Source organism: Streptomyces sp. NBC_01197, from assembly GCF_036010505.1.
Classification (GTDB): Bacteria; Actinomycetota; Actinomycetes; order Streptomycetales; family Streptomycetaceae; genus Streptomyces.
Genome location: NZ_CP108569.1, coordinates 1,355,186 through 1,379,723, shown reverse-complemented (window position 1 = coordinate 1,379,723; position 24,538 = coordinate 1,355,186). Strand labels below are relative to the sequence as shown.

General features: G+C 70.2%; 21 protein-coding genes and 1 pseudogene. 17 read left to right on the top strand and 5 right to left on the bottom strand.

Annotated features, from left to right (window positions below; all coding sequences use genetic code 11):
• The first annotated feature begins 41 nt into the window (after positions 1-41).
• The 8 genes from murC to OG452_RS06200 all read left to right on the top strand — a co-directional run bounded on the left by murC (position 42) and on the right by OG452_RS06200 (position 8,579).
• Positions 42-1,436, top strand: coding sequence for a UDP-N-acetylmuramate--L-alanine ligase (murC, locus tag OG452_RS06235; RefSeq protein WP_327294615.1), 1,395 nt, complete (start codon positions 42-44; stop codon positions 1,434-1,436).
• 9 nt (positions 1,437-1,445) lie between these two features.
• A complete protein-coding gene (gene msrB / locus OG452_RS06230) occupies positions 1,446-1,853 on the top strand; it encodes a peptide-methionine (R)-S-oxide reductase MsrB (protein ID WP_327294614.1) in 408 nt (135 codons plus the stop codon).
• Between the two features lie 128 nt (positions 1,854-1,981).
• Positions 1,982-2,602 carry an acyl-CoA-like ligand-binding transcription factor gene (locus tag OG452_RS06225; protein ID WP_327294613.1) on the top strand — a complete coding sequence of 207 codons (621 nt, stop codon included), beginning with the start codon at positions 1,982-1,984 and terminating at the stop codon, positions 2,600-2,602.
• 8 nt (positions 2,603-2,610) lie between these two features.
• The gene (locus OG452_RS06220; RefSeq protein ID WP_327294612.1) at positions 2,611-3,339 is read left to right on the top strand and encodes a 4'-phosphopantetheinyl transferase family protein; all 729 of its coding nucleotides are present in this window, start codon (positions 2,611-2,613) and stop codon (positions 3,337-3,339) included.
• Between the two features lie 291 nt (positions 3,340-3,630).
• Positions 3,631-4,704, top strand: a complete 1,074-nt coding sequence (locus OG452_RS06215) for an ABC transporter permease (RefSeq protein ID WP_327294611.1) — start codon at positions 3,631-3,633, stop codon at positions 4,702-4,704.
• The gene (locus OG452_RS06210) at positions 4,701-5,639 is read left to right on the top strand and encodes a carbohydrate ABC transporter permease (protein ID WP_405563968.1); all 939 of its coding nucleotides are present in this window, start codon (positions 4,701-4,703) and stop codon (positions 5,637-5,639) included. Before OG452_RS06215 ends, OG452_RS06210 begins: the two co-directional genes overlap by 4 nt.
• A gap of 34 nt (positions 5,640-5,673) precedes the next feature.
• On the top strand, positions 5,674-7,323 hold the full coding sequence (locus OG452_RS06205; protein WP_327294610.1) for an extracellular solute-binding protein: 1,650 nt from the start codon (positions 5,674-5,676) through the stop codon (positions 7,321-7,323).
• Between the two features lie 47 nt (positions 7,324-7,370).
• Complete coding sequence (locus OG452_RS06200) at positions 7,371-8,579, top strand: Gfo/Idh/MocA family protein (protein ID WP_327294609.1); 1,209 nt, start codon at positions 7,371-7,373, stop codon at positions 8,577-8,579.
• Here OG452_RS06200 and OG452_RS06195 read toward each other — a convergent pair.
• Positions 8,566-9,351: a DeoR/GlpR family DNA-binding transcription regulator gene (locus tag OG452_RS06195; protein WP_327294608.1), complete on the bottom strand. Its 786-nt coding sequence runs from the start codon at positions 9,349-9,351 to the stop codon at positions 8,566-8,568. The two genes, OG452_RS06200 and OG452_RS06195, sit on opposite strands and share 14 nt — an antisense overlap.
• Before the next feature lie 124 nt (positions 9,352-9,475).
• Between OG452_RS06195 and OG452_RS06190 the strand changes: the two genes are divergently transcribed.
• Positions 9,476-10,360 (top strand): SIS domain-containing protein, encoded by an 885-nt coding sequence (locus OG452_RS06190; protein WP_327294607.1) that lies wholly within the window; start codon positions 9,476-9,478, stop codon positions 10,358-10,360.
• Between the two features lie 3 nt (positions 10,361-10,363).
• Positions 10,364-11,221, top strand: coding sequence for a class II fructose-bisphosphate aldolase (locus tag OG452_RS06185; protein ID WP_327294606.1), 858 nt, complete (start codon positions 10,364-10,366; stop codon positions 11,219-11,221).
• Positions 11,222-11,416: 195 nt separating this feature from the next.
• Here OG452_RS06185 and OG452_RS06180 read toward each other — a convergent pair whose 3' ends face one another.
• Positions 11,417-12,886, bottom strand: a complete 1,470-nt coding sequence (locus OG452_RS06180; RefSeq protein WP_327294605.1) for a hypothetical protein — start codon at positions 12,884-12,886, stop codon at positions 11,417-11,419.
• Between the two features lie 153 nt (positions 12,887-13,039).
• Here OG452_RS06180 and OG452_RS06175 point away from each other — a divergent pair, with 153 nt between their 5' ends.
• Positions 13,040-13,660, top strand: coding sequence for a nucleoside/nucleotide kinase family protein (locus tag OG452_RS06175; protein WP_327294604.1), 621 nt, complete (start codon positions 13,040-13,042; stop codon positions 13,658-13,660).
• Positions 13,661-13,729: 69 nt separating this feature from the next.
• Here the strand turns inward: OG452_RS06175 and OG452_RS06170 are convergent.
• Positions 13,730-14,101, bottom strand: a pseudogene (locus OG452_RS06170) (transposase); the annotation flags it as partial.
• A gap of 54 nt (positions 14,102-14,155) precedes the next feature.
• Complete coding sequence (locus tag OG452_RS06165; RefSeq protein WP_327294603.1) at positions 14,156-14,779, bottom strand: TetR/AcrR family transcriptional regulator; 624 nt, start codon at positions 14,777-14,779, stop codon at positions 14,156-14,158.
• Between the two features lie 124 nt (positions 14,780-14,903).
• On the opposite strand from OG452_RS06165, the gene OG452_RS06160 reads away from it, so the two are divergent.
• The 4 genes from OG452_RS06160 to OG452_RS06145 all read left to right on the top strand — a co-directional run bounded on the left by OG452_RS06160 (position 14,904) and on the right by OG452_RS06145 (position 20,136).
• Positions 14,904-16,355 carry an amidase gene (locus OG452_RS06160; protein WP_327294602.1) on the top strand — a complete coding sequence of 484 codons (1,452 nt, stop codon included), beginning with the start codon at positions 14,904-14,906 and terminating at the stop codon, positions 16,353-16,355.
• Positions 16,356-16,656: 301 nt separating this feature from the next.
• Positions 16,657-17,352: a TetR/AcrR family transcriptional regulator gene (locus OG452_RS06155; protein ID WP_327294601.1), complete on the top strand. Its 696-nt coding sequence runs from the start codon at positions 16,657-16,659 to the stop codon at positions 17,350-17,352.
• A 298-nt stretch (positions 17,353-17,650) separates the two neighbouring features.
• Positions 17,651-18,793, top strand: coding sequence for an FAD-dependent oxidoreductase (locus OG452_RS06150; protein ID WP_327294600.1), 1,143 nt, complete (start codon positions 17,651-17,653; stop codon positions 18,791-18,793).
• A 218-nt stretch (positions 18,794-19,011) separates the two neighbouring features.
• Positions 19,012-20,136, top strand: coding sequence for an aminopeptidase P family protein (locus OG452_RS06145; protein WP_327294599.1), 1,125 nt, complete (start codon positions 19,012-19,014; stop codon positions 20,134-20,136).
• A 35-nt stretch (positions 20,137-20,171) separates the two neighbouring features.
• Here the strand turns inward: OG452_RS06145 and treZ are convergent, their stop codons facing one another.
• The gene (gene treZ, locus OG452_RS06140; protein ID WP_327294598.1) at positions 20,172-21,917 is read right to left on the bottom strand and encodes a malto-oligosyltrehalose trehalohydrolase; all 1,746 of its coding nucleotides are present in this window, start codon (positions 21,915-21,917) and stop codon (positions 20,172-20,174) included.
• Positions 21,918-22,032: 115 nt separating this feature from the next.
• On the opposite strand from treZ, the gene OG452_RS06135 reads away from it, so the two are divergent.
• Together OG452_RS06135 and OG452_RS06130 are read left to right on the top strand one after the other, a co-directional pair.
• Positions 22,033-23,412 (top strand): GH1 family beta-glucosidase, encoded by a 1,380-nt coding sequence (locus tag OG452_RS06135; RefSeq protein WP_327294597.1) that lies wholly within the window; start codon positions 22,033-22,035, stop codon positions 23,410-23,412.
• Between the two features lie 14 nt (positions 23,413-23,426).
• Positions 23,427-24,521, top strand: a complete 1,095-nt coding sequence (locus tag OG452_RS06130; RefSeq protein WP_327294596.1) for an alpha-L-fucosidase — start codon at positions 23,427-23,429, stop codon at positions 24,519-24,521.
• The last annotated feature ends 17 nt before the right edge of the window (positions 24,522-24,538 follow it).

Genomic DNA, 24,538 nt, shown 5'->3' with positions numbered 1-24,538 from the left:
GCCTTCCAGTCCGCAGAAGTACAGCTTGGGGAGACACCCGTATGGCACCCGGTAGCCCGACCGCCATGGACCGACCGCACTTCATCGGCATCGGCGGCGCCGGGATGTCGGGCATCGCGAAGATCCTCGCCCAGCGCGGCGCCCAGGTGGCCGGCAGCGACGCCCGTGACTCCCCGGCCGCCGAGGCGCTGCGCGGGCTGGGCGTGACGGTGCACGTGGGCCACGCGGCCGGGCATCTGGCCGACGACGCGACCTGCGTCGTCGTCTCCAGCGCCATCCGCGAGGACAACCCGGAGCTGGTCCGCGCCGCGGAGCTGTCCATCCCGGTAGTGCACCGCTCGGACGCGCTCGCCTCGCTGATGCGGGGGCTGCGCTCCATCGCGGTGGCCGGCACGCACGGCAAGACGACGACCACCTCGATGCTCGCCGTGGCCCTGACCGAGCTCGCACTCGACCCGGCGTACGCGATCGGCGGCGACCTCGCCGGCCCCGGCACGAACGCCCGGCACGGCAAGGGCGACATCTTCGTCGCGGAGGCCGACGAGAGCGACCGCAGCTTCCAGAAGTACGACCCCGAGGTCGCCGTCGTCCTCAACGTCGAGCTGGACCACCACGCCAACTACGCCTCCATGGGCGAGATCTACGACTCGTTCGAGACCTTCGTGGGCAAGATCGTCCCCGGCGGCACCCTGGTGATCAACGCCGACCAGCCGGGCGCGGTCGAACTGACCGCCCGGGTCCGCGACCTCTCCACCCTGAAGGTCGTCACCTACGGCGCGTCCGACACGGCCGACGTACGCGTCCACAAGGTCACCCCGCGCGGTCTGACCAGCGAGGTCACGGTCCTGCTCAACGGGAAGTTCCTGACCTTCACGGTCTCCGTCCCCGGCCGCCACTACGCCCACAACGCGGTCGCCGCCCTGGCCGCCGGTGTCGCCCTCGGTATCCCGGCGCACAACCTGGCGTCCGCGCTCGGCAAGTACACCGGGGTCAAGCGCCGCCTCCAGCTCAAGGGCGAAGCGGCAGGGGTCCAGGTCGTCGACTCGTACGCCCATCACCCCACCGAGATGACCGCCGACCTCGAAGCGATGCGCGGCGCGGTCGGCGACGCGCGGATCCTGGTGGTCTTCCAGCCCCACCTGTTCTCCCGCACCCAGGAACTGGGCATCGAGATGGGCCAGGCGCTGCGCCTCGCGGACGCCTCGGTGGTCCTGGACATCTACCCGGCCCGCGAGGACCCGATCCCGGGCATCACCAGCGAGGTGATCATCGACGCCGCCCGCGCGGCAGGCGCCGACGTCACGGCCGTCCATGACAAGGAGCAGGTCCCGGCGACCGTCGCGGGAATGGCGAAGCCCGGTGATCTCGTTCTCACCATGGGAGCGGGCGACGTCACCGACCTCGGCCCGCGGATCCTGGACCACCTGTCGAGCTGAGGGAGCCCCATGCCGTACGACATCGAGAAGCCGGACGAGCAGTGGCGGGCCGAGCTGTCCGAAGCGGAGTACGCCGTGCTGCGCAAGGCCGGCACCGAGCCTGCCTTCGTCGGCGAGTACACGGACACGAAGACGACCGGTGTCTACTCGTGCCGGGCCTGCGACGCCGAGCTCTTCCGCTCGGACACCAAGTTCGAATCGCACTGCGGCTGGCCGTCCTTCTACGACCCGAAGGACACGGACGCGGTCGAACTGATCGAGGACAACTCGCTCGGGATGCGCCGGATCGAGGTGCGCTGCGCGAAGTGCGGCTCGCACCTCGGGCATGTCTTCGAGGGTGAGGGCTATCCGACCCCGACCGACCAGCGGTACTGCATCAACTCCATCTCGCTGCGGCTGACGCCGGACGCGGGCTGAGATTCACCGGGCGGGGCCCCGCGGCTACGGTGCCGCGGGGCCCCGCCCGCGTCCGCCCTCCCGGCGGTGACCGCGGAAACGGCACCCGAGGTGGCCACCCGGGGGCCCGGGCACGGAGAATCACCGGTATGAGCCCCACGGAGACCCCGACCGCCTCCGCGACGCCCGCTCCCGGGCTGCGCGAGCGCAAGAAGCTGAAGACCCGGCAGACCATCCGGCGTGAGGCGTACCGCCTCTTCGCCGAGCAGGGGTACGCGGCGACGACGGTCGACCGGATCGCCGAGGCGGCCGAGGTCTCGCCCAGTACGTTCTTCCGGTACTTCCCCACCAAGGAGGACGTGGTCCTCGTCGACGAGTACACACCGGTGCTCGCCGAGGCGCTGAAGTCCCGGCCGGCCGGCGAACCGGTCGTTGACGCCGTCCGGCACGCTTTCACCGGCTCGATGGCCCAACTCCTGGGCGCCGACCGGGAAGAACTGCTGTTCAGGACCCGGCTCGCCTTCACTGTTCCCGCCGTCAGGGTGCGTGCGGCGGACCAGCAGCTGCGCAGCCAGGACGCCGTCGCCGCACTGATCGTGGAGCGAACGGGCCGCGAACCGGGCGACCTTGAGGTGCACTGCGCCGCCGCGGCGATCACCGCTGTCTTCTCGGCGGTCGTCCGGTACTGGACGGAGGGCGGCGGCGCCGAAGATCTCGCCGAGCTCTTTGCCCGCCAACTGGCCCTGCTCTCCAGCGGGTTGAGGATATGACCGTGCGGATGACGCAGTCGGGGGGCAGCCCCGGACCCGGTCTGCGGACCGGCAGGTTCGGGCCGTTCGCGCCGGGCGCGGGGGAGTTGAGTACCGGGCCGGTCGTGCTGGTCGAGTCCTACGGCGACCCCGCGGAGACGGCCCCGCTCCTCCCCGGGGAGGAGCAGTTGGTGGCGCGCGCGGTGCCCTCCCGCAGGGCCGAGTTCGCGACGGCCCGGGCCTGCGCCCGGGCTGCGCTGGCCCAGCTCGGCGTGGCGCCCGCCGCCATCCTGCGCGGCGCCCGGGGCGAGCCGCTGTGGCCCGCCGGGATCGTCGGCGCCATGACGCACTGCGCCGGGTACCGTGCAGCCGTCGTGGCCCGCGCGACCGACGTGGTGTCGCTCGGCATGGACGCCGAGCCCCACCTCCCGATGCCGGGCCAGGGGGAGTTGCTGCTGGTCACCGTGGCCGAGGAGCGGCGGCAGCTGCCGGAGCTGGCCGCCCGGCGCCCGGAAGTCTGCTGGGACCGGCTGCTCTTCAGCGCCAAGGAGAGCGTGTACAAGGCCTGGTACCCCATCACCGGCCGGTGGCTCGGTTTCGAGGATGCCGTGATCACCCCGGACCCGGAGGCGGGCACGTTCACCGCACAGCTGCTCGTACCCGGCCCCGTGGTCGCGGGAAAGTCGCTCACCCGGTTCGACGGAACCTGGACGATCCAGGACGGACTGATCCGCACCGCGGTCGCCGTCGGTCACTGACACCCGCGCACGGCGTACTCCGGTGCGTGCCTCTGGCACCGGCGCCCGCGCGCACTCCTGACACCCGCGCCGCGCGTACTCCGTTCCTCCGCCGCCCAGTTGGGGGCGAGGGCGGCTGAAGCGACACCGCGATCCCCTGCCGTGCAGGTCAGAGACCGTTCCGTGCTCGAAGAGTGCGTGGAGCGTGCTCGTAACTGCGCTGTCAAAGGTTTTTTCGAGCAGCTCTTGTCATTTCTATCTCAGGCAGTGCAGGATCAGTGCATCTTGCAGGCCAGAACACCAGATTCCGCTATGGGCGGGGTTCGTCAGGTCTGCGTCCCCCTGACCACCCTCTACGCGGAGGTGACTGTGTCGGCCGCTGTGCCCACTTCGCCCCGTCCGGCCACATCTCAGCCAGAAGCCTCTGACCCCGCTGCGCCGTCTTCCCCGGTCGTACCCCCGGCCGGAAGCCCTCACGGGCGGAAGTCGTTCCGTCAGCGGTTCCGGCGTGACCGTATGCTTCTGCTGCTCTGTGTGCCGGGCGTCCTGTACTTCGCGGTGTTCTTCTATCTGCCGCTGGCCGGCAACGTCGTCGCGTTCCAGGACTACCAGCCGTTCCTCGGCTTCAAGTCGAGCCCGTTCGTCGGCTTCCAGAACTTCACCGCGCTGCTCGCCCAGCCGGAGTTCTGGTCCGCCGTGCGCAACACGCTGGAGATCACCGTCCTCCAGCTGATCCTCTACTTCCCGGCCCCCATCGCCCTGGCGCTGCTGCTCAACTCCCTGGTCGGGGAGAAGGTCAGGCGGCTCGTCCAGACCGTCGTGTACCTCCCGCATTTCCTGTCCTGGGTCGTGGTCGTGGCGATGTTCCAGCAGGTCTTCGGGGGTACCGGCACGGTCACCAGCCTGCTGCAGAACCACGGCCTCGCGGTCGGCAACATCATGAGCAACCCGGACACCTTCAAGGTGCTCGTCACCTCGGAGATGATCTGGAAGGACTGCGGTTACGGCGCGATCATCTTCCTCGCCGCGATGGCCTCCATCGACATGACGCAGTACGAGTCGGCCGCGATGGACGGCGCGGGCACCTGGCGGCGCATGTGGCACGTCACCCTGCCCGGGATCCGGCCGGTGATCATCATGATGCTGATCCTGCGCCTCGGCGACATCCTCTCGGTCGGTTTCGAGCAGATGCTGCTCCAGCGCGACGCGGTGGGACCCGATGCGTCGGAAGTGCTCGACACCTACGTCTACTACCACGGCGTGATCGACGGGGACTGGGGCATGAGCACGGCCGCAGGGCTGATGAAGGGCGTGATCGGCCTCGGGCTGATCGTCGCGGCGAACAAGCTGGCTCACCGCTTCGGTGAGCAGGGGGTCTACCGATGACCACGTCAGTCTCTCCCAAGCGAGAGAACTACCTGGCCCGGCTGCGGTCCGGCGGGCAGCGGCCGCCGTGGATGGAGCGCCCCAGCTGGTTCGGCCAGGGTGCGAAGGCGCTCGCGCTCGCCCTGATCGTGGTCATGGTGACGTACCCGTTCCTGCTGGCGCTCGGCACCAGCCTGGCCGGCCAGAAGGAGCTGGAGGCGCGCGGCGGTTACGTCCTCATCCCGCACCACCCGACGTTCCAGGCGTACAGCGTGCTGCTCCAGGGCGGTGTGGTGACCCGGGCGACACTGGTGAGCATCGGGATCACCCTGATCGGCACCGCGCTCAGCCTCCTCTGCACGGTCACGCTGGCCTACGGCCTCTCCCGGCCCGGGATGCTGATGGGCAAGCCCATCCTGCTGATCGTGCTCGGCACCTTCCTCTTCGCGCCGGGCATCATTCCCACGTATCTCGTGGTGCAGCAACTCGGTCTGCTCGACAGTTATGCGTCGCTGATCCTGCCGGTCCTGCTCAATGTGTTCAACGTGATCGTGGTGCGGGCGTTCTTCCAGGGAATTCCCACCGAGCTGTACGAGGCCGCACGGCTCGACGGTGCGGGTGAACTGGCCATTCTCTGGCGCATCGTGCTGCCGCTCTCCAAGGCCGTCATCGCGGTGGCGGGGCTCTTCTACGCGGTCAGTTACTGGAACAGTTTCTTCAACGCCCTGCTGTTCATGAACGACTCGGGGAAATACCCGCTCCAGGTCATCCTGCGCTCGTATGTCGTCCAGGGCGAGACGATCAACGCGCACGCACTCGGCGTGAATGTGCTGCCGCCCTCGATCTCGCTCCAGATGGCCGTGCTCATCATCGCGCTCGTGCCGATCCTGCTGGTCTATCCGTTCCTGCAGAAGCACTTCGCCAAGGGTGTCCTCACGGGCGCCGTCAAGGGCTGACCTCTCTCACCGATCCTGCCTTCCCAGGAGAATCATGTCTTCTCAGCACGTCAACCGGCGTACGTTCCTCGGCGCCGCGGGCGTCGTCGGGCTCGCCGCCACCGGAATGTCGACGCTCACCGGGTGTTCCACCGGGACTGCCGCCGCGGGCAAGGGCGCCGAAGCGTTCAACAAGGTCAAACTCCCGACGTACGTGCCCGCCAAGGTCGCGGCGCCGGACCTCGCGGGCAGCGCCGAGGGCCTGGACGCCGCCTACCTCCGCTACCCGAAGAACCTGGTCAAGTCGGTCGCCGCGCCGCCCGGCGACGGCTCACCGATCACCGCTCTGACGGAGACCTTCACGACGCCGGCCCCCGCGATGGGGAAGAACGCGTACTGGAAAGAGCTCAACAAGCGCCTGGGTTCGGAATTCAGGATGAACATCGTCGTCGAGACCACCGACGACAGCTACTCGTCCAAGTTCAACGCGGCGATAGCGGGCGGCGAGATCCCCGACCTCGTGTGGATTCCCCCGAACCAGGGGCTGCGCCGGATCCCCGAACTGCTGGACGCGAAGTTCCAGGACCTCACCGCGCACCTTTCTGGGGACGCCGTCAAGAAGTACCCGAACCTCGCCAACCTCCCGGAATTCGCCTGGAAGACGGCCGTCATCAACGGCAAGATCTTCGGCGTCCCGGTGGCGTACGGCCGTATGGGTCAGGTCTATGTCACCAATGAGGACTTCTGGAAGCCGGTCGGCGGTGCGGCTTTCACCAGTGCCGAGGACTTCCTCGCCAAGGGCAAGGAACTGCTGGACGTCAAGCGCCACAAGTACGTTCTGGAACCCGCCTATGTGAACCATGTCGGCATGTACGCCCAGTGGTTCGGCGCCCCCGCCACGTGGTCGCTCAAGAACGGCAAGCTGGTCCACCAGTTCGAGACCGATGAATACCGTGAGGCGCTGGAATTCGGCGTGAAGGTGAGCAAGGCCGGGCTGTTCTGGCCGGACCCGAACCTCACCACGACGCGCGAGAAGATGGCGCAGGGTTCTCTCGGTGCGTACGTCCAGTCCTTTCCCTCCTTCCTGGTGGACGTCAAGACGTACGACTTCCCCTTCGGGGTAATCCTTCCGTTCGCGGCGAAAGCCGGGGTGACCCCGCACTTCTACTACGGTCTCGGCTCGGTCGGCTTCACCGCGATCAACAAGAAGGCCGACAAGAAGCGTCTGGAGATGCTCCTCAACGTTCTCGACTACCTCGCGGCCCCGTTCGGCACCGAGGAGCGGCTGTTCCTCGACAACGGGATCGAGGGAACGCACTTCCACCGCACCGCGAAGGGCGACGTCGAGCTGACGGACAAGGGCAACGCGGAAGCCGTGACGACGGGTATGCCGGTCTCCTTCCTGGCCAACGCGCCCGAGTACCTCTACCTGCCGGGCCAGGCCGATCTGACCCGCCGCATCCACGACTGGCAGAAGAAGCTCATCGCCATGGCCGTGATCAACCCGACGGTCGGCCACTACTCCGACACGAACGCCAGCCAGGGAGCCTCCCTGACGATGGCCGTCAACGACGGCATCAAGGACATCGTCGCCGGGCGCAAGCCGCTCTCGGCGTACGACGGTCTGGTGCGCACCTGGCGCTCCGGCGGCGGTGACAAGATCCGCGCGGAGTTCGAGAAGTCCATCGCGCTGACCACCAAGTGACCGGACGTACTACCACCGCATCCGCACAACCGCGTTCAAGGAGCACCATGCAAGACCTCCGTATCGGTGTGGTCGGCCTCGGTCTGCGGGCCAATCTGGCCGATGCCGCCCACCGTCCCGGCGCCGGGTCCGTCGTGACCGCCGTCGCCGACACCGACCCCGCCGTACGTGCCAAGGTGGCGGACCGGTTCGCCGGGGCGGTCGCGGTGGACGACTACCGCAAGCTGCTCGACGGCGACATCGTCGATGCCGTCATCGTTGCCACCCCCGACGACACCCACGAGGCCGTCGCCTGCGACATCCTGCGTTCGGGCAGGCCGGTGTACGTGGAGAAGCCGCTCGGCATCACCGTCGAGCAGTGCGACACCATCCTGCGCACCGCCCACGAGACCGGCACCCGGCTCTACGTCGGCCACAACATGCGGCACATGGGTGTGGTGCGGCTGATGCGCGACATCATCGCGCGCGGCGACATCGGTGAGCCGAAGACCGTGTGGGTGCGGCACTTCGTCTCGTACGGCGGCGACTACTACTTCAAGGACTGGCACGCCGACCGCACCCGCACCACCGGGCTGCTGCTCCAGAAGGCCGCCCATGACATCGACGTGGTGCACTGGCTGGCCAACGGCTACACCTCGCGCGTCAACGCCATGGGCGACCTGATGATGTACGGGGACCTGCCGCGCCGCGAGCCGGGCACCCCGCGGCCCGATGGCTGGCTGAGGGAGTTCGACTGGCCGCCTGCCACCCGCAAGGACCTCCACCACGTGGTGGACGTCGAGGATGTGTCGGTCATGAACATGCGGCTGGACAACGGCGTGATCGCCGCCTACCAGCAGTGCCACTTCAGCCCCGACTACTTCCGCAACTACACGGTCATCGGGACCGAGGGGCGGCTGGAGAACTTCGGCGACCGGCCCGGCGACGAGGTCAGGGTCTGGAACACCGGGCCGACCGGCTACCGGGCCGACGCCGACGTGGTCTACAAGGTGCCGGATTCGAAGGGCTCGCACGGCGGTTCCGACGAGCGGATCATCGCCGAGTTCTGCCGGTTCGCCAGGGACGGCGGGGTGACCGACACCTCGCCGGTCGCCGCCCGGATGAGCGTGGCCGCCGGAGTGATGGCCACGCAGTCGCTGCGGGCCGGCGGGGCGCCGTACGACGTGCCGCCGCTGGACCCGGAGCTGATCGCCTACTTCGAGTCGGGCCAGCAGCGGGGCGCGCCGGACGCGGCTCAGGCGCTCACACCGCGATGACCTCGACACCGGCATCGGTGAAGAGAGTGGTCATCTCCTCACTGATGCCGGTGTCCGTGACCAGGGTGTCCACCTGGCCGGTGGTGCAGATCCTGGCGAAGGCGCGGGTCCCGAGCTTGGTGGAGTCCGCTGCGACGACCACCCGCTCGGCGCGCTCGCACAGCAGCCGGTTGATGCCCGCCTCGTCCTCGTGGTGCGCGGCGGCGCCGTGGACGACGTCGAAGCCGTTGACCCCGAGCACGGCGGTGTCCATGGTGATCTGGCCGAGTACGCCGTCGGCTAGGGGGCCCGTCAGCTCGTACGACTGGGGGCGGGCCACCCCGCCGGTCACCACGATCTTGAACTGGGGCCTGATCGCCAGCTCGTTGGCGATGTTCAGCGCGTTGGTCACCACGGTGAGCGCCGGGGTGCCGGACGCCAGGTCGGGCCGGACGGCGAGCGCGCGTGCCACCTCCGTGGTGGTGGTGCCGCCGGTCAGGCCGACCGCCTCGCCCGCGGTGATCAGCTCGGCCACGGCCTGCGCGATGCGCTGCTTCTCGGAGGCGCGCCGGGCAGTCTTGTAGCGCAGCGGGAGTTCATAGCTGACACCGTGGACGACGGCGCCGCCACGGGTGCGCACCAGCATCTGCTGCTGGGCGAGTTGGTCGAAATCGCGCCTGATGGTGGCGGCCGAGACATCGAGCGCGAGAGCCGCCGCTTCGACATCGAGACGGCCCTGCTCGACGAGCAGTTCCAGGAGTGCCTTCCAACGCGCGTCGCGGGACTGGGACATCTCTCGCACTCTCCTCTTCGGTGGAACGCTGTGACCTTAACCCAGAAACGTCTACTTGCTTGATTGTGCTTGAAACAACGCAGTATCTTGCAGAAACAATCATTACCTTGAGGGGTGGATCAGCATGAGCCATGTCCAGAACGAGCTGGCCAGTCAGCCCGAGTGCTGGGAGCGCGCCGCGGCGCTGGCCGGGAGCCAGGCGGCGGCGCTGCCGGCCGCCGGGGAGCGCGTCGCGATCGTCGGCTGCGGTACCTCGTGGTTCATGGCGCAGGCCGTGGCCGCGCTGCGGGAGGGGGCCGGCCAGGGTGAGACCGACGCCTTCGCGGCGTCCGAGTTCCCCTTCAGCCGCACCTATGACCGGGTGATCGCGCTCAGCCGCTCGGGCACCACGACCGAGGTGCTCGAACTCCTCGGCAGGGTACGCGGGCAGGCCCGGACGACCGCCATCACCGGTGACCCCAAGACCCCGGTCATGGAGGCCGCGGACGACATCGTCGTTCTCGACTTCGCCGACGAGCAGTCCGTCGTCCAGACCCGGTTCGCCACCACGACGCTCACCCTGCTCCGCGCCCACCTCCGCCTCCACACGGACGCCGTCGTGGCCGACGGACGGACGGCGCTCGCCGAGCCGCTGCCCGAAGGGCTCGTCGACTGCTCGCAGTTCACCTTCCTCGGCCGCGGCTGGAGCAACGGCCTGGCGCAGGAAGCCGCGCTCAAGATGCGGGAGGCGTCGCTGTCCTGGACCGAGGCGTACCCGGCCATGGAGTACCGACACGGTCCGATCAGCATCACCACCGAGGGAACCGCCACCTGGATGTTCGGCGAGACTCCCGAGGGTCTGGAGGAGCAGGTCCGATCCACCGGCGGGATGTGGGTGGCCGGCGGTCTCGACCCGCTCGCCGAGCTGGTACGGGCACAGCGCCTCGCCGTCGCCATCGCGGCCGCGCGTGGCCTCGACCCGGACTCGCCGCGCCACCTCACCCGCTCCGTCATCCTCGACGAGGGCTGAGCGATGGCCCTTGCCGAGAGCGGAACGCTGGTCGCGGGCGCTGCCGCGCGGCGCGGCGCGGTGGCCGCGTTCAACATCATCACGCTGGAGCACGCGGAGGCCGTGATATCCGGGGCCGAGACCGCGGGCTCCCCGGTCATCCTCCAGATCAGCGAGAACGCGGTGAAGTACCGGCAGGGCCAGGTGCTCCCGCTGGCCCGCGCCGCGGCCGAACTGGCCGGGGCGGCAGCCGTACCGGTCGCCCTCCACCTCGACCATGTGAAGAGCGACGCCCTGCTGCGGCAGGCAGCCGACGCCGGGTTCAGCTCGGTGATGTACGACGCCGCGCACCTTCCGTACGCGGAGAACCTCGCCGCGACCCGTTCCGCGGCCACCTGGGCTCATGCCCAGGGGCTCTGGATCGAGGCCGAGCTGGGCGAGGTCGGCGGCAAGGACGGGGCGGCGCCGCTGGACGCGCACGCACCCGGCGCGCGGACCCGCCCGGAGGAGGCCGCCGCCTTTGTGGCCGAGTCCGGCGTGGACGCGCTCGCCGTCGCGATCGGCAGCTCGCACGCGATGACCTCGCGCACCGCGGTCCTCGACCACGAGCTGCTCGGCAGGCTGCGGGACGCCGTGGGTGTGCCGCTGGTTCTGCACGGCTCCTCCGGGGTGCCGGACGCTGAACTGTCGGCGGCCGTCACCGGCGGTATCGCCAAGGTCAACATCGGTACGGCGCTGAACATCGCCATGACCGCGGCGATCCGGGAGGTGCTGACGGCGCAGCCCGAGGCGGTCGACTCGCGGAAGTACCTCAAGGCCGGGCGGCAGGCGATGGCGGACACCGTCACCGGGCTGGTCAAGCTCGTCGGCAGCGCGGCCTGACGAGCCGGGTCGCGGGCCGGGCACAGTGCGGCCGGGCGAGGGCTCGGTGAGCAGGGCGCGGGTTACGGGCGTCACGCGGCTTACGCGGGCGGCAGGTACGGAAGCGTGCCTGCCGCTGGAGCCTGGACTGATGACTGGTGACTGCTGACTGGTGCCCGGACAGCTGAACAGCGCGGTACCGGCCGGGGCCGGGTGCTACTTGAGCCGGGCCACGGCCCACTTCGTCTCCTGGGCCAGCATGCCGAGACTCCGCTGGGCGGACTTGCCCATTCCGGCGTGCAGTTCCCTGGCGACGGCCAGCGACTCCAGCGCGATGGGCGTGAGCCCCGCCCCAGCGGCTGCCAGAGCGAGCTCGAAGTGCTCGGCGGCGACCATCCGCCCCAGACCCAGCCGCCGCCACCGCCGCTCGGAACCGTCCGTGTCGAGGATCTCCGGGACCGGCCGCAGAGTCCGCCAGGCCGCCGGCAGGTCACCGGTGCGCCGCTGGAGCTCGGCCAGCCTGCGGCACGCCACCCCCTGGTCGCGCGGCTCGTCCACCAGAGCGGCGTGCCCGGACTGGGCGCGCGCCGCCTGGCGGAGGTCGCCGAGCGCCTCCAGCTCGACACTCAACACCCGCAGCAGGTCGGTCTGTTCGCCGGCGGCGTCCAGGATGCGCACCAGCGCCACCCGCGCGAGCTCGGTGCGGCCCTGCCTCCTGGCCAGCCGTATCCAGGTCAGCTCCGGCTCGCGTGCGGGGTCCTCGCCCAGGTGTGAGCCGTCGAGCCCGCGCGCCCACTCCACGAAGGCTCCGGGCCGCTCGGGTATCTCCGGCAGGCCCCACCGGAGGGCCTGCGGGGCGGCGCGGGCAGCACGCAGCAGCGGCAGATCCTCCGCGCTGCCGTGCAACGCGACCAGTACGGCGGCGAGCCGCAGCTCCTCGCTTGTCCCCGTATCAGCGGTCTCGGCCGCCAGCAGGCGCCGCAGCAGCGGCAGATCGCCGTCCTGCCGGTCGAACTGCGCCGCACGCAGCACCGTGGCGCGCCGCGCCTTGTCGCCCGCCACCTCGGTCCACTGCGCCGTGTCGTCCCGCAGCCGGGCCAGATCGGCCAGGCCGGGACTCAGCACCGTCTGGCGCAGGGGCGTGCGCGGATGCGGATCGAGCCGGGCAAAGGCCCGGCCGCCGGCCGTGTCGAGCAGCAGATGGTCCGGCTCGGTACGGAGCAGGGCCGTGTGCAGCCGGGCGAACAGCTCGGCGGGGGAGCGGACGGGCAGCCCCAGCGCCCCGCGCAGTGCGTCGCGCCGGCCGTCGAGATCCGGCTGCGAACCCCGTATCGCCTCCTCCGGCGCGGCGGCCGGCAGTGCCGCGCCGAGCCCGGAGGGGGACAGATGCAGCAGACCGAGCCACCCGGGCAGCCCGATCGCCAGCTCCAGCGCCTCGTCGGCGCTCGCGGCGACGAGCCCGGCCGCGCCGCCGCCCGAGGCGTACAGCACTGGCCCTCCGCCGCACACGAAGAACGTGCCGCCCGTGCCGTCCCCGGCCACCGTCTCCAGCGGCGCGCCCGACGCCAGCCGGACCGCCGCGCCGTGCGCAGCCCCGGCCACGTCGAAACCGAAGGAATACGCGGCCACTTCGGCCAGCTCCGGCCGGTCCACGAGGAGGGCGATGGCACGTCCGTAAACCGTCATACGGGAAACGTAACAGCCATGTCCGACATGACTCTCACGCCGGTTGCAGAAGGTTCCACCGGTTCCCGTAGAGGTCCTGGCAGGAAGGCTAACGACTGACGAGTTATACGTACCACTCGCGCGGCGGCTGCCGCTGTGGCGACAATGGCCGCCATGACTGCGCAGCACCTCATCGACCGCGCCCGGCTGCTCGCCGGCGCCGGGGGCCGGCGGATCCTCGGCATCGCGGGCTCGCCGGGCGCCGGGAAGTCCACCCTCGCCGCCGGGCTCGCCGACGCCCTCGGGCCGAGCGCCGTCGTGGTCCCGATGGACGGCTTCCACCTCGCCGGGGCCGAGTTGCGCCGCCTCGGCCGCGCCGACCGCAAGGGCGCCCCCGACACTTTTGACGAGGCCGGATACGTGGCCCTGCTCGCCCGGCTGCGTACGCCCGGCAGCGACGTGGTGTACGCGCCCGCCTTCGACCGCGCGCTGGAGGAGCCCGTCGCGGGATCGGTGGCGGTCGCCCCCGGCGTTCCGCTCGTGATCACCGAGGGGAACTATCTGCTGCACTGGCCGCGCGCGAGGGCCCTGCTCGACGAGGCCTGGTTCATCGGTGACGAAAGCCCGCGCAGCCCCGGGAACGAGGCCCGCGTCCGGAGACTCATCGAGCGTCACATCCGGTACGGCAGGAGCCGCGCGGAGGCCGAGCGCTGGGTGCACCGGTCCGACGAGGCCAACGCCCGGCTCATCGAGCGCACCAGGGACCGGGCCGACCTGCTCGTGCCGCATCTCTGAAAACGGTGAGGATGGGGGGTAGTCCGGGTGCTCGGGCAGGTCGGACGAGCTGGCCTGGGCGGGGCCCGGGTCGCCGTCCGCCTCGACGGCTGGTGACCAGGCCGAGGTGGGAACTTTCAGCACGTGGCTGTGGATCGCCTCGGTGATCGCCATGCCCACCGAACAGGACAGCCACCGTCCCCGCCGGGCGAGCCAGGCCACGAAGTCGTGAGTGCCGCCTGCGGAATCCGTGCGGATCAGGGTCCGGCGCCCGCGCCGGTACTCCTTCGGCAGCGGGGACAAGGCCAGTTGAGCGGCGGTGATGTGGTCGGCCGCGGTGTTCGAGCCCGCGTTTCCCGGCCTGAGCAGGGCCGCCACCGGCTCCCCGGTGCCGCCCGGCCCGTGGTCGACGAATCCCATCAGCGGGTGGTGCCCGTAGATCCGCTTCCATGTGGGTGCGGCGCGGAAAGAAGCACTTCTCAGGTGAAGAAGCGTATCGGGCGGGGGCGCGGGCGGTCAGTCAGCCGCCCTGTGTGCGCCGAGGTGGGAGCGGTGCCGGTCCACGATTCCCTCGACGATCTTCATCAGGCGGTCTCCCGTCTGATCGATGCTTCCGTTCTGTGTGCTGACCTGCGCCCCTTCGAGTACGAAGGTGATCTCGGCCGCGGCCTGTCCGGGGTCGGGCATCTGGGCTTGGGTGCACATGGCGATCAGTCGGCGGGTCTGGTGGGCCTTGTGGTCCTCGATCACTTGCCGTGCCGGATGAAGGCGGTCGGGCAGCTCGGCGAGGGAGTTGATGAATGGGCAGCCCCTGTATGAGATCGCCGGCAGCCCCTCGGCGATGAAGCGGGCCAGGCCCAGAATCTGCTCCTCGGGCCGGTCGGGGTATTCGGTCTCCACGCGGTCGAAGGCCGCCTGATAGTCCGCGGCGACGATCCGCAGCCACTCCGCGACCAGCGCATCTTTGGTCTCGAAGTGCCGGTAGATCGCCATTTTGGTTGTCTCTGCCTTGTCGGCGATTGTCTGGACCCCTACCTGCCGGATCCCTTCCCTCTGGAAGAGCTCTTCGGCCGCGTCGAGAATGCGCTCGCGAGGCGGCAGCTTCGCCACTCTGCTTGGCCTTCTGAGGGTCGATGCCATGACTACTCCGTCACTCCGGTCGATCGTGCGGTTCACAACCTCTCTTACGGTACCAGTCCGACCCCTTCGATACCGTAGAGTATCGTTCGGTACTCGAAGGTATCGTTCTTCTCAGGGAGTGGCAGTGAAAGTTTCTGAGTATGTGGGCTTCGACGCAGTCGGGCTGGCGGAGCTGGTGGCCAAGGGCGCGGTACTCCCCGCCGAGCTGGAGACAGCTGCGCGCGAGGCTGTGCAGGCAGTTGATCCGCAGATCAACGCCGTCGTGGAGACCTGGCTGACCGACGACGAACCTGTCCCCGGCAGCACACCACTGGCCGGCGTCCCTTTTCTGATCAAAGACATCGCGGTGGCCATGGCCGGGAGGCGGATGGAGCTGGGAAGCCGCCTGGCGGCCGGTAACGTCGTCGGCGCCGACTCCTCGCTGATGCAGCGCTTCCGGCGCGCGGGCCTCGTGACGTTCGGGCGCACCGCGACACCGGAGATGGCCTATGGCATCTCGACGGAATCAGCGCTGTACGGCGCGACCCGTAACCCGTGGGATTTGGAGCGCAGCGCGGGCGGATCCAGTGGCGGCGCGGCCGCCGCTGTCGCCGCCGGGGTGGTTCCGGTCGCCCATGGCACCGATGCCGCCGGATCGCTCCGTATCCCCGCCGCCTACAACGGCCTCTTCGGGATCAAGCCCACCCGTGGCCGGGTGTCCATGGGGCCCGACGTCGACGAGGTCTTCAGCGGCCTGGCCGTGCACGGCAGCGTCAGCCGCACCGTACGCGACAGTGCGGTACTGCTCGACCAGATACGCGGCCCGGAGTCGGGCGACCCCTACTTCGCCCAGCAGCCGTCACGGCCGTACGCCGAGGAAGTCACCCGTAATCCTGGCTCGCTGCGAATCGGTGTCCTCGCCCAGGCGTGGGGCGGACGCCGTACTACCGCACCGGTGACCGACGCCCTCTCCCGCACCGTGCGGTTGCTTGAATCCCTCGGTCACCAGGTAAAGGAGGTTGAGGTCGACCTCGGCGCCGACTGGGAGGAATTCGTCCTGGCCAACGCCCGACTCATGACGGTGAACCTCGCCACCCTGGTCGACGGGCTGGCCGCCGCCTTCGGCCGTCCCGTCGACTCCTCGACCCTTGAGCCCGCGACCCTCGCCGGCTACCACTACGGGCAGCGGGTCGGCGGCGCGCAATTCCACACCGCTCTGGCGATGCGGAACCGGGTGGCCCGAAGCCTGGCGCGGTACTTCGACGAGTACGACATCCTCCTCACGCCGGCCCTGCCGGAGCCTCCCGTGTCTCTGGGTACTCATACGGAGGGTGCGGAGACACTGGACGGCCTCGGCTGGATCGAGCGCATCAATGACCTGTCGCCGTTCACCATGCCGTTCAACGTGGCCGGCACGCCCGCCATGTCCGTACCCGTGACGGCCGACGCAGGGACGGGGCTCCCGGTCGGTATGCAGTTCGCCGCCGGATATGGCCTCGAAGGCCGGCTCTTCCGCCTCGCCGGACAACTCGAACAGGCAAGTCCGTGGTCAGGCCGAATCCCCACGGTATGGGCAGGGAACCATCCAGCCCGCTGAAGAATGCTCCTGGCACGCCACAGTGAGACATCGGCGGATTCTTGCCGGTCCCACGACCGAAAACTCTCGCGGCGCAAGGGGCGGATGCCCTCAATACCGAGGCGAAGCTGCGGGTATTGCCGACCTCGACGTTCATTCAGACCTGAGCGGCCAGGAAGCCCGCTCCGCTGCGTCCAGCCTCGGCACGGACACTCCGGGCGGCCGAAGGCCGAGTTGATGTTGTCGGACGAGGAACGGGCCGCACTTTCACCTCGGCCCCGAAGCGCCGCGCGTGACGAACGCGTTCGTTACGATCGAAGATATGACTGCCAGAAGAGAACCGGTCAGCCGCCGCGAGCGCCCGTCCAAGCCTGCCCTGACCCGGCGGGGAATCGTTGATACCGCCGTGCGGACCATGCGCGCTGAAGGGCTGGAGAAGGTGACAATGCGCCGACTGGCGCAGGAACTCGACACCGGCGCCGCCTCGCTGTACGTATACGTCGCCAATACCGCCGAGTTGCACGCGGCCATCCTGGATGCCCTGCTCGGTGAGGTCGACCTGACCGGCGACGACGCCGGAGCCGGCTGGCGCGATCAGCTGACCGCGGTCCTGGTCTCCTACACCTACGTGTTGTTCGAGCATCCGCAGCTGGCCCGCTCGGCTCTCGTCGCGCGCCCCAGTGGCGCCAACTACCTGAATCTCGTGGAGCGTCTCCTGGAGCTGCTCGCCCGCAGTGGTGCGGCCCCGGAGCGCGTGGCCTGGGGCGTCGACAAGCTGCTCCAGCACGCCACGGCATGCGCCGCGGAGCATGGGACGCAGCAGCACGACCCCACGAGCCAGGACGACTGGAACGCCTTGGCACGAGCTGTGAACGAGGTGGGCGAGGCCACTCATCCCGCGATCAAGGCGCATCTTCCTGCCCTGCTCGGCGGGTCGGAGGAGAGCCGCATGTCCTGGGGCTTCAACGTGGTGATCAATGGGATTCTCCACACCCCGGTTCCCGGGGCCGAGGGCTGAACCGCCCTCTCGTCCCTCCACACCCGAAGCAAGCCACCGCCCGTCCCCGCCGAACAGGTCATATACCGGCCTGGGCCCTGCGCTCGGGGCGGGATGCCCGCTGATGCCGTCGGCCGGCCGGCCGCGAGGAGCCCTGCACCCCCGTGCCTGAACTTGTTCGCAACGAACATGTTCGCTACGTTGGAGGGGTCCACACAGGCTGCTCTCACCGGAGCCGGCCGCACGCCCAGCACCGCGCGGTCGCCCCTTTTTGCCGCGCGGTTCGCTCTCCCGCACGACCATCCCCATGGAGGACCTGATGAGCACCCATTACCCCATCGCGATCATCGGCGGAGGTCTCGGGGGCCTCACCGCTGCCAGGGTTCTGCACGTCAACGGCATCGAGTCGGCCATCTTCGAGCTGGAGGCTTCCGCGGAGGCCCGCACCCAGGGCGGCATGCTCGACATCCACACCGAGAACGGTCAGAAGGCGTTACATGCCGCCGGACTGTACGAGGACTTCCGCAAGATCATTCACGAGGGCGGTCAGGCCATGCGCCTGCTCGGACCCGACGGGACCGTCCACGTGTCCGAAGAGGACGACAAGGACAGGGGCCGCCCTGAGGTCGACCGGGGAGACCTGCGCGATCTGCTCCTGAACTCCCTGCCGGCCGGAACGATCCGCTGGGGCAGGAAGGTGACGGGCGCCCAGGTTCTCGACGGCGGCCGCCACGAGGTGACGTTCACCGACGGGTCCACGATCACTACCGACCTCCTGATCGGCGCCGACGGCGCCTGGTCGCGTGTGCGGCCGCTGCTGTCGGACGCGATGCCCGCCTACACCGGCATCTCGTTCGTCGAGGCCGACCTGCACGACGCCGAGACCCGCCACCCGCGCAGCGCCGCCGTCATCGGCGGAGGCTTCTTCATCTGCCTCGGCGACCAGCGAGGCATCCTCGCCCACCGGGAGGCCGACGGCAGCCTCCACGTCTACACCGCGCTGAAGACCGGTGAGGACTGGCTCGACACCATCGACTTCAGCGACAGCCCCGCCGCGAAGTCCGCGGTCCTGTCGCACTTCGACGGCTGGGACGAGGACCTGCGCGGCCTGATCGCCGACGCCGACGGGCCGTTGGTTCCCCGGCGCATCCACGCGCTGCCCATAGGGCACCGCTGGGGCCACGTCCCCGGTGTGACGCTCCTGGGCGACGCCGCGCATGTGATGTCCCCCTTCGCCGGAGAGGGCGCCAACCTGGCCATGTTCGACGGCGCCGAACTCGGCCGGGCCATCGCCGCCCACCCCGGCGACATCGAGGCCGCCCTGGCCACGTACGAGGAGGCGCTCTTCCCGCGCAGCGAAGTCTCGGCCGCCGAGTCTGCCGAAAATCTCCGGACCATGTTCGGCGAGCACGGTCTTGAGCAGATGGTCGCGTTCTTCTCAGGCGGCCCGGGAGCCGAGTGACGGCCGCTCGCACACCCTGACCGCCCGCGATCCGGGAGGAACCCATGACCGCGTCTCTTGAGCACGCCGTCTGGCCCCGCGGCACCGCAGCTCTGAACCACCCGCAGGGAAGGGTGGATTACTGTCCACTACCCGCCACCCTATGCACCGCGGCTCAACCCGGTCGGTGCGGTGAACACCCCGTCGCGTCTCCGGACGCGGCCCGGCAGGATGGGGCCATGTCCACCGAACCCGTACCGTTCACCGCCGACGACTACCGCGCCCGTATGGCCCGTGCCGCACAGAGCGCGGCGGACGCCGGACTCGCCGGAGTGCTCGTCGCCCCCGGCCCCGACCTCGTCCATCTCACCGGCTACCGGCCGACCGCCGCCACCGAGCGGATGACCATGCTCGTCATCACCCCGGGGCAGGACCCGGTCCTCGTCGTACCGACGCTGGAGGCCGCGGACGCGGAGCACGCCGTCGGCGCACCCGCGCTCACCCTCCTCGACTGGACGGACGGGAAGGATCCGTACGGCATCACCGCCGCGCTCCTCAGCCCCGACGGCCGGTTCGCGGTCAGCGACAACGGCTGGGCGATGCATCTGCTCGGGCTCCAGCGCGCCCTGCCCGACAGCTCCTACCAGTCACTGACGGAGGCCCTGCCGATGCTGCGCGCCGTGAAGGACGCGCCCGAGCTGGCGCGCCTCGGCGCGGCGGGCGCCGCGGCCGACGCGACGTACGAGGAGATCCTCAAGGTCCGTTTCTCCGGGCGCAGGGAGACCGATGTCGCCGCCGATCTGGCCGCGCTGCTGCGGCAGTTCGGGCACTCACAGGTGGACTTCACGGTGGTCGGCTCCGGCCCGAACGGCGCCAACCCGCACCACGAGGCGGGCGAACGGGTCATCGAAACCGGCGACATGGTCGTCCTGGACTTCGGCGGGCTCAAGGAGGGGTACGGCTCCGACACCTCCCGCACCGTCCACGTCGGCGCCCCGGACGCCGAGGAGCAGCGGGTGCACGACATCGTCCGGGAGGCGCAGGACGCGGGCTGCCGGGCGGTACGTCCCGGCGTCGCCTGCCAGGAGATCGACCGGGCGGCGCGCGCGATCATCACCGAAGCCGGGTACGGTGAGCAGTTCATCCACCGCACCGGCCACGGCATCGGTGTCACCACCCATGAGCCCCCGTACATGATCGAGGGCGAGGAGCAGCCGCTGGTGCCCGGTATGTGCTTCTCCGTCGAGCCCGGCATCTACCTCCCCGGCCGCTTCGGTGTGCGGATCGAGGACATCGTCACCGTCACCGGGGACGGCGGGCGGCGGCTGAACACCACCCGGCGCGAGCTGGCGATCGTCGAGTAGCCGCCGGCCCGCACCACCTCACCGGTGACGGGCCCCTACGAATCCGTCAGTACGACACATGATTCCGGCGGCAGCAGGAGCAGACCGTCGGGGCCCGGCGGCCGGACCGGCTCCCAGGAGGCCAGGATCCGGCCGCCGCGCCCGTTCAGCGGGATCCTGGCCGCCTCGGCGCCGAGGTTGACCGCGATCCGCAGATCGCCCCTGCGGAGCGCCAGCCACCGGGCGTCCTCGTCGTACGCCACCTTGACCCCGGCCAGATCCGGGTCGACCAGGTCGGGGCAGGTGCGGCGCAGCGCGACCAGTTCGCGGTACCAGGCGAGCAGCCGCGAGTGGTGGCCGCCGTCCAGCTCGCCCCAGTTCAGACAGGACCGCTCCCTGGTGGCGGGCGACTGCGGATCGGGGATGTCCTCCTCCGCCCAGCCGTGCTCGGCGAACTCCCGGCGCCGGCCGTTCCTTACGGCCTCCGCCAGGTCCGGATCGGTGTGGTCGGTGAAGAACTGCCACGGAGTGGCGGCCCCCCACTCCTCGCCCATGAAGAGCATCGGCACGGACGGCCCGGTGAGCACCAGGGTCGCCGCGCACGCCAGCAGACCGGGGGACAGGGCCGCCGAGAGCCGGTCGCCGAGCGCCCGGTTGCCGATCTGGTCATGGGTCTGCGAGAAGCCGACGAAGCGGTGCGCGGGCGTCGACGCGCGGTGCACCGGGCGGCCGTGGCTCCGGCCGCGGAACGTCGAGTACGTGCCGTCGTGGAAGAAGACCCGGGTGAGCGTCTTGGCCAGGGCGGCCAGCGGCGCGCGGGCGAAATCCGCGTAGTAGCCCTGGGATTCACCGGTCAGCGCGGTGTGCAGGGCGTGGTGGAAGTCGTCGTTCCACTGGGCGTGCACGCCAAGTCCGCCCGCCTCGCGCGGGGTCGTCGTCCGGGGATCGCAGAGATCCGACTCGGCGATCAGGAAGAGCGGCCGCCCGAGACCGGCCGAGAGCGCGTCGGTGGCGGCGGACAGCTCCTCCAGGAAGGTCAGCGCCCGCCCGTCGGCGAGCGCGTGGACGGCGTCAAGCCGCAGCCCGTCGATCCGGTAGTCGCGCAGCCAGGCCAGCGCGCTCCCCAGCAGAAACGCCCGGACCTCGTCGGAGCCGGGCGCGTCCAGGTTGACCGCCGAGCCCCACGGGGTGTGGTGGGTGTCGGTGAAGTACGGGCCGTAGGACGGCAGATGGTTGCCGGACGGGCCGAGGTGGTTGTGGACCACGTCCAGCACAACCCCCAGCCCGTGCTCGTGAGCCGCGTCGACAAAGCGCTTGAGACCGACCGGGCCCCCGTACGGTTCGTGCACCGCCCACAGCGAGACCCCCTCGTACCCCCAGCCGTGCCGGCCGGGGAAGGGGCAGACCGGCATCAGCTCCACATGGGTGACGCCCAGCGCTGCCAGATGGCCCAGCCGCCCGGCCGCCGCTTCGAAGGTGCCCTCGGGGGTGTAGGTGCCGACGTGCAGCTCGTACAGCACGGCGTCCGGCAGGGCCAGACCCGGCCACTCCTGGTGCCACTGGTACGCGTCGTGCACGACGACGGCGCTCAGGCCGTCGGGCCCCGCGGGCTGACGCCGCGAGCGCGGGTCGGGCAGCACAGGGCCGCCGTCGAGCCGGAAGCCGTAGTGGTCCCCGTCCGCGGCATCCGCCGTGACGGCCCACCAGCCCGCCCGCAGCGGATCACGTTCCATGGCCAGCTCCCGCCCGGCCAGCTCCAGCGTGACTTCGCTCTTCTCCGGTGCCCACACCTCGAACAGCACAGCTTCCCCTCGGTCGTGTCGTCGGGACTGGGTCGCGCAGGTCGTCTCTCCGGGTCTCATCTTGACAAGATCAGGGGCTGGAGCGAGCGCACTCGGGCCATTAGGGTCCCGATCCATGAGGATTCCGCCACTGCCCGCCTTCCCGCCCGGTTTCCTGTGGGGTGCCTCCGCTTCCGCCTTCCAGACCGAGGGCGCGGCGGGTACCGACGGCAAGGGACCGTCCGGCTGGGACGCCTTCGCCGCCCGGCCCGGCCGTATCAAGGACGGCGCCGACGGCTCGCTCGGCACCGGTTTCTACGACCGCTACCGCGAGGACGTGGCGCTGCTCGCCGGGCTCGGCGCCGGGGCCTTCCGCTTCTCGGTGAGCTGGCCGCGCGTCGTCCCGGACGGCTCGGGCGCCCTCAACCCGGCGGGTCTGGACTTCTACGACCGGCTCGTCGACGAGCTGTGCGGCCGGGGCATCACCCCCGCGCCGACGCTCTACCACTGGGACACCCCGCTCGCACTCGAACAGGGCGGCGGCTGGCTCAACCGCGACACCGCGTACCGCTTCGCCGACTACGCGGGCGCCGTCGCCGAACGTCTCGCCGACCGGGTCCCGATGTGGATCACCATCAACGAACCGGCCGAGGTGACGCTCCTCGGCTACGCGCTGGGCGAGCACGCCCCCGGCAAGAAACTGCTCTTCGACGCGCTGCCCGCCGCCCATCACCAGCTGCTCGCGCACGGACTCGCCGTCGGGGCGCTGCGCGCGGCCGGGGCCTCGAACATCGGGATCGCCGTCTCGCACACCCCGGTATGGACGGCGGGTGAGAGCGAGGAGGACCGGTTCGGGGCCGGGCTCTACGACACGCTCTCCAACTGGCTGTTCGCCGACCCGCTCCTCACCGGCGCCTACCCCGACGAGAACTTCGCGGCCCTGATGCCGGGACCGGTCGCCGAAGACCTGGAGACCATCTCGGCCCCGCTCGACTGGTACGGGGTCAACTACTACAACCCCACCCTCGTCGGCGCGCCGGCCCCGCAGGCCCTCGACACCTTCGCCGGGTTCGGCATACCGCCCGAACTGCCCTTCGGGCTCAGGGAGATAGACGGGTACGACGTCACCGACTTCGGCTGGCCGGTGGTGCCCGACGGGCTGCGCGACATGCTGATCCAGCTGGAGAGCCGCTACGGCGACCGGCTGCCGCCGCTCTACATCACCGAGAACGGCTGCAGCTACGACGGCCTCCGGGACTCCCGCAGGATCGACTTCCTCGACGGCCATCTGCGCGCCCTGCACGCGGCCATGGCCGAGGGCGTCGACGTCCGGGGCTACTTCACCTGGTCGCTCACCGACAACTTCGAGTGGATCGAGGGGAACGCCCAGCGGTTCGGACTGGTCCACGTGGACTACGAGACGATGCGGCGCACCCCGAAGGACTCCTACCGGTGGTACCGCGAGGTGATCCGCAGTTCACAGGCCGGGCGCCCTTACGAACACCCCCAGGAATGATCAATACTTCAACCATGGTCGCTCCGTGGTGGCAACAGGCTCAGCTGGGGATCTTCGTGCACTGGACACCCGCGTCCGTGCCGGGGTGGGCTCCGCCGTACGACCCCGCAGGGCGCGCACACCTCGGCTGGACCTCGTACGGCGAGTGGTACGAGAACTCCCTGCGCTTCCCCGGCAGCCCGGTCTCCGCACACCACCGCGAGACCTACGGCAGCCGCCCGTACACGGCCTTCGGCGGGGACTTCGCGGACGCACTGAGCGGCTGGGACCCGGCGGACTGGGCGCGCCGCTTCCGCGCGGCCGGGGCCCGTTACGCGGTCCTCGTCGCCAAGCACCACGACGGCTACTGCCTCTGGCCGTCGGAGGTGCGCAATCCGCACCGCACCGGCTGGCACACCCCGAGCGACGTCGTCGGTGAGTTCGCCGAAGCGGTCAGAGCCGAGGGGCTGCGCTTCGGTATCTACTACTCGGGCGGCCTCGACTGGACGTTCCAGCCGCGCCCCATCGCGACCGGCGCCGACACCGTCGCCGCCGTCCCGCGCGGCGCCTACCCGGCCTACGCGGACGCCCAGCTGCGGGAGCTGATCAGGCGCTACCACCCGGACATCCTCTGGAACGACATCGCCTGGCCCGCGGGGCGCGCCGGGATCCGCAGCCTGGTGGAGTACTACCGGTTCACCGTCCCGCACGGCGTCGTCAACGACCGGCTCTACCCGTACACACCCCTGTGGCGGGCGCTGCGGGTGCCCGGTCTGCGGGCCGCGTACAACAGCTGGGAGCGCCGCACGGTCGTCAGCGACGAGGGCTTCGTACCCAAGAAGCCGCCGTACTACGACTTCAGGACACCGGAGTACTCCCGCTACACCGGCCCCGACCCCTTCGAGATCACCCGCGGCATCGACCACAGCTTCGGCTACAACCGGAACTCGGGCGACGGCTCCTTCATCAGCCGTGACGCGCTGGCCGCGCTGCTCGCGACCGTCAGGTCCGACGGCGGCAATCTGCTGCTCAACGTCGGCCCGCGCGGCGAGGACGCCACCATCCCGCCCGAGCAGCAGCGCCGCCTGGACTGGCTCGGCGAAGCCGCGGGCGTCGGCTCCAACCCGTAGGACGCCCCGGGCGGATC

Bases quoted from the DNA above. Each gene is read 5' to 3' on its own strand.
- murC (WP_327294615.1), top strand. From the start codon at position 42: ATGGCACCCGGTAGCCCGACCGCCATGGACCGACCGCACTTCATCGGC.
- OG452_RS06165 (WP_327294603.1), bottom strand. From the start codon at position 14,779: ATGGCATCGACCCTCAGAAGGCCAAGCAGAGTGGCGAAGCTGCCGCCT.
- OG452_RS06130 (WP_327294596.1), top strand. From the start codon at position 23,427: ATGGTCGCTCCGTGGTGGCAACAGGCTCAGCTGGGGATCTTCGTGCAC.
- OG452_RS06215 (WP_327294611.1), top strand. From the start codon at position 3,631: ATGGGCGGGGTTCGTCAGGTCTGCGTCCCCCTGACCACCCTCTACGCG.
- OG452_RS06185 (WP_327294606.1), top strand. From the start codon at position 10,364: ATGGCCCTTGCCGAGAGCGGAACGCTGGTCGCGGGCGCTGCCGCGCGG.
- OG452_RS06155 (WP_327294601.1), top strand. From the start codon at position 16,657: ATGACTGCCAGAAGAGAACCGGTCAGCCGCCGCGAGCGCCCGTCCAAG.
- OG452_RS06145 (WP_327294599.1), top strand. From the start codon at position 19,012: ATGTCCACCGAACCCGTACCGTTCACCGCCGACGACTACCGCGCCCGT.
- OG452_RS06195 (WP_327294608.1), bottom strand. From the start codon at position 9,351: ATGTCCCAGTCCCGCGACGCGCGTTGGAAGGCACTCCTGGAACTGCTC.
- msrB (WP_327294614.1), top strand. From the start codon at position 1,446: ATGCCGTACGACATCGAGAAGCCGGACGAGCAGTGGCGGGCCGAGCTG.
- OG452_RS06225 (WP_327294613.1), top strand. From the start codon at position 1,982: ATGAGCCCCACGGAGACCCCGACCGCCTCCGCGACGCCCGCTCCCGGG.
- OG452_RS06210 (WP_405563968.1), top strand. From the start codon at position 4,701: ATGACCACGTCAGTCTCTCCCAAGCGAGAGAACTACCTGGCCCGGCTG.
- OG452_RS06175 (WP_327294604.1), top strand. From the start codon at position 13,040: ATGACTGCGCAGCACCTCATCGACCGCGCCCGGCTGCTCGCCGGCGCC.
- OG452_RS06135 (WP_327294597.1), top strand. From the start codon at position 22,033: ATGAGGATTCCGCCACTGCCCGCCTTCCCGCCCGGTTTCCTGTGGGGT.
- OG452_RS06220 (WP_327294612.1), top strand. From the start codon at position 2,611: ATGACGCAGTCGGGGGGCAGCCCCGGACCCGGTCTGCGGACCGGCAGG.
- OG452_RS06205 (WP_327294610.1), top strand. From the start codon at position 5,674: ATGTCTTCTCAGCACGTCAACCGGCGTACGTTCCTCGGCGCCGCGGGC.
- OG452_RS06180 (WP_327294605.1), bottom strand. From the start codon at position 12,886: ATGACGGTTTACGGACGTGCCATCGCCCTCCTCGTGGACCGGCCGGAG.
- OG452_RS06150 (WP_327294600.1), top strand. From the start codon at position 17,651: ATGAGCACCCATTACCCCATCGCGATCATCGGCGGAGGTCTCGGGGGC.
- OG452_RS06200 (WP_327294609.1), top strand. From the start codon at position 7,371: ATGCAAGACCTCCGTATCGGTGTGGTCGGCCTCGGTCTGCGGGCCAAT.
- OG452_RS06190 (WP_327294607.1), top strand. From the start codon at position 9,476: ATGAGCCATGTCCAGAACGAGCTGGCCAGTCAGCCCGAGTGCTGGGAG.